This is a genomic window from Acinetobacter sp. Lyrl_1 (genome assembly GCF_051948795.1).
Lineage (GTDB): Bacteria > Pseudomonadota > Gammaproteobacteria > Pseudomonadales > Moraxellaceae > Acinetobacter > Acinetobacter towneri.
In genome coordinates, this window is the sequence record NZ_JAYJLK010000078.1 from 1 (window position 1) to 3562 (window position 3562).

Annotated in this window: 2 protein-coding genes; one reads left to right on the forward strand and one right to left on the reverse strand. The window is 39.9% G+C overall.

Annotation, left to right across the window (positions count from 1 at the left end):
- Positions 1-1030: 1030 nt before the first annotated feature.
- Positions 1031-2263 (reverse strand): tyrosine--tRNA ligase, encoded by a 1233-nt coding sequence (tyrS, locus tag VF675_RS13465; protein ID WP_440205367.1) that lies wholly within the window; start codon positions 2261-2263, stop codon positions 1031-1033.
- 63 nt (positions 2264-2326) lie between these two features.
- On the opposite strand from tyrS, the gene VF675_RS13470 reads away from it, so the two are divergent.
- Complete coding sequence (locus VF675_RS13470; RefSeq protein WP_168526448.1) at positions 2327-3454, forward strand: anhydro-N-acetylmuramic acid kinase; 1128 nt, start codon at positions 2327-2329, stop codon at positions 3452-3454.
- Positions 3455-3562 lie beyond the last annotated feature (108 nt).

Sequence of the window (3562 nt, forward strand, 5' to 3'; positions counted from 1 at the left end):
CAGAAATTTTAACGCAAAACACTTCTAACAACTTAACCCTGTAAGCTAAGTTCGTAGGCTGTTTCGCGTCGGGATGAGTGCATTCTAGGGAATTTCAAAATTTTTGCAAGCCCAAAATTAGAATATTTTTCACGTATGTATTTTTTTTCTACAAAAATGCTTGGTTTTTTAATTTTTTAGCTATTTTTTCATCAAATTTAAATAAAAACTCCCATCTACAAAGTAAACAGGACTTTTTCATCCATACTTTTATGGACTCAAATCGGTCAAGTTTTGCAGGCTGTAATCAAGGATTGCCAATGTATATGATTCTTTTTGTCTTGCGACATCTAAAAAATTTTACATCTCTGTTAAAAGTGCTTTTTGCATTATCCCAAATCACATTCGTAAAGACGACGTAGATCTCACATAGATTTCATAACAGTGTGGGGGTCTTGTGTCCGTTGATTAAAAGTTGGTGTTCAGCATTTACATTATTGATTTCAAGTCGAATGAGTCTACTCCTCTATTCAACAAGTTTAGATCGCGCCATCCACATGCACTACCTACAAGAGGTTTTGCCGTATAAAAGTAGCTTTAGCTTTGAATTTTGAATTTAGGTCTTAAAGTTTTAAGAAAATTTTTATAAAACAAAGAGAAGTAATCTTACATTTTACCTTTAGATATAAACCACAACAAAACTAGAGGCAAAAAAAAGAAAGAGATCTCTCCCAAAATCTCTCCCTCGGAGTTGAATCTATATGCGATCCATATATCATTATTATAGTTATACGAAAAAAAGAGTCCCTTGGGGAAGGGACTTGTAAATTGTGGAGCTATAGTTATAAGTACCCTCTAGATCTGTTTTGTACACTGTGTCTAGATGGGTAAATCTTATACATAACTGAGCAAAAATGCAAGCTGCTTGGAAAAATTTAAGTGTTGTTTTTATAAGGTTTTTTTTGAATTTACTTATTCATATAATTAATATACCAAACAGAAAATAAAAGCAGACCGAAGCCTGCTTTTATTTCAATCACTTAGAATGGATCTAGTCCGTAAATGTGACTTTGGCAATGGCTTTTTTACCCGCCTGAATAATATATGTTGCGTTTTCTTTGACCGAGAAACTTGCATCGACTACATTCCAATCTACTTTCACTGCGCCACGCGCCACAGCATCTTTGGCTTGTGCAGCATTTTTAGTTAAACCCGCAGCACGTACAATAGAAGCAATAAATAATTCACCGCCAAATTCAGCACGCGAAATCGTGACTTCTGGCGTACCTTCAGGTAATTCACCTTCGGTAATGATATTACCCGCACCTTTATGGGCATTGGCTGCGGCTTCGCTACCATGGAAACGCTCAACCAATTCGAGTGCCAAAATCTTTTTGATTTCTTGAGGATTCCGACCTTCTGCCATTTCTTTGAGCAACACTTCAATTTCCTCCATCGATTTGAAGCTGAGTAATTCAAAATAGCGCTCAATCAGACTATCTGGCATCGACAAGACTTTTTGATACATCGCACCCGGTGCATCAAACACGCCAATATAGTTGCCTAAAGATTTAGACATTTTATTGACGCCATCTAAACCTTCTAAAATTGGCACCGTGATACACACTTGCGCTTCTTGATCATAACGACCTTGTAAGGTACGTCCCATCAACAAGTTAAAGGTCTGGTCTGTACCACCTAACTCCACATCGGCTTGTAAGGCCACCGAGTCATAACCTTGTACCAATGGATACAAAAATTCGTGAATCGCGATCGGTTGTTGGTTGTTATAACGCTTGGTGAAGTCATCACGTTCCAACATGCGTGCTACAGTCTGCTGCGATGCCAATTGGATTAAATCGGCTGCAGTTTTTGTAGCAAACCATTCAGAGTTAAACACCACTTTGGTTTTCTGAGGATCAAGAATTTTAAAAACCTGTTCTTGATAAGTTTTGGCATTTTCCAAAACTTTTTCACGTGACAACGGCGGACGAGTTGCACTTTTACCTGTTGGATCACCAATCATGGCCGTATAGTCGCCAATCAAGAAAAACACTTCGTGACCTAAGTCTTGGAATACTTTTAATTTATTGATTAATACCGTATGCCCCAAGTGTAAATCAGGTGCTGTCGGGTCAAAACCCGCCTTAATTTTTAAAGGACGATTCTCTTTTAATTTCTTCAGAAGATCTTCTTCAGAAATAATTTCATGCGTGCCTCGTTGAATGAGAGCAAGTTGTTCTTCAGCCGGCAGGAAATTTGACATCACGAAATCCAAACACATCAGTTATTCAATTTGTGCGATATACTAACACTTTTTCAGCATATTGCAGGCTATAGAATAACCATGACAGCGATCTATATTGGGGTAATGACGGGCACAAGCATGGATGGTGTCGATCTTGTTGCTGCTTCTTTTGATCCACTGCAACTCCACGCCACCCTAACTTTGCCGTTTGACCCTGATTTACGTGATGAACTCATGGCACTGACTTTGCCTGATGACAATGAAATTGACCGCATGGGCAAGGCCGATGTAGCTTTGGCCACCATGATTGGTCATGGCATTAATAGTCTGATCGAAAAAAATAAACTAGATAAATCTCAAATTAAAGCGATTGGCTCACATGGTCAAACGATTCGTCATCGTCCCGAACATGGCTTTACCTTGCAAATTGGTGACCCCAATATCATCACCGAAATCACACAAATTCCTGTAATTTCAGATTTTCGTCGTCGTGATATGGCCGCAGGTGGACAAGGTGCACCTTTAGTACCCGCATTCCATCAAAACTTATTTCAACATTCGAGTATTCATCGGGTTATTTTAAATTTAGGCGGTATTGCCAATGTCAGCTTATTACCTGCGGGGCAGCCTGAAGCAGTATCTGGTTTTGATACAGGGCCTGCCAATATTTTAATGGATGCTTGGTGTGAGCGTTATACAGGTCAGCCGTATGATGAAAATGGCAACTGGGCTGCTTATGGACACCCGATTCGCAGCTTACTAGATCGATTGCAAGCGCATGCATTTTTCTCTAAAGAACCGCCAAAAAGTACGGGGCGCGAAGACTTTAATTTGGAATGGCTAGATGAGCAAATTGCAGATTGGCGCAATGATGTGGAATATGACGAACTCGAAGATAATCCTGAAAACGTACAAGCGACTTTATTAAAGCTGACCACACGTGCCATTAAAAAAGCCATTTACCGTTCTGGCATGGATACAGGCGAAGTCTACGTCTGCGGTGGTGGTGCTTATAACTCCTACCTATTGGAACAGTTACGCTGGCGTTTACGCAAACATCAGTGGACCGTGCAAAGCACAGCCGATTTAGGTTTGAACCCGACCTGGGTAGAGGCGACGGCGTTTGCTTGGTTAGCGATGCGTTTTTGCCAACAGTTAAGTGGTAATTTACCTGCCGTGACTGGGGCAAAAGGTGATCGTATTCTAGGTACCATGACCTTGGTTTAACTCCTAACAGGAACAAAAAAGCCTTTCCTATTTCTGCACAGGAAAGGCTTTTTAATTTGTAGTACATCCATCCAGTTTTTAGATAGTTATACCTAAATAATTTTTAGA

Excerpts from the sequence above, each read along its gene's own strand:
- tyrS (WP_440205367.1), bottom strand. The coding sequence starts at position 2,263 with ATGTGTTTGGATTTCGTGATGTCAAATTTCCTGCCGGCTGAAGAACAA.
- VF675_RS13470 (WP_168526448.1), top strand. The coding sequence starts at position 2,327 with ATGACAGCGATCTATATTGGGGTAATGACGGGCACAAGCATGGATGGT.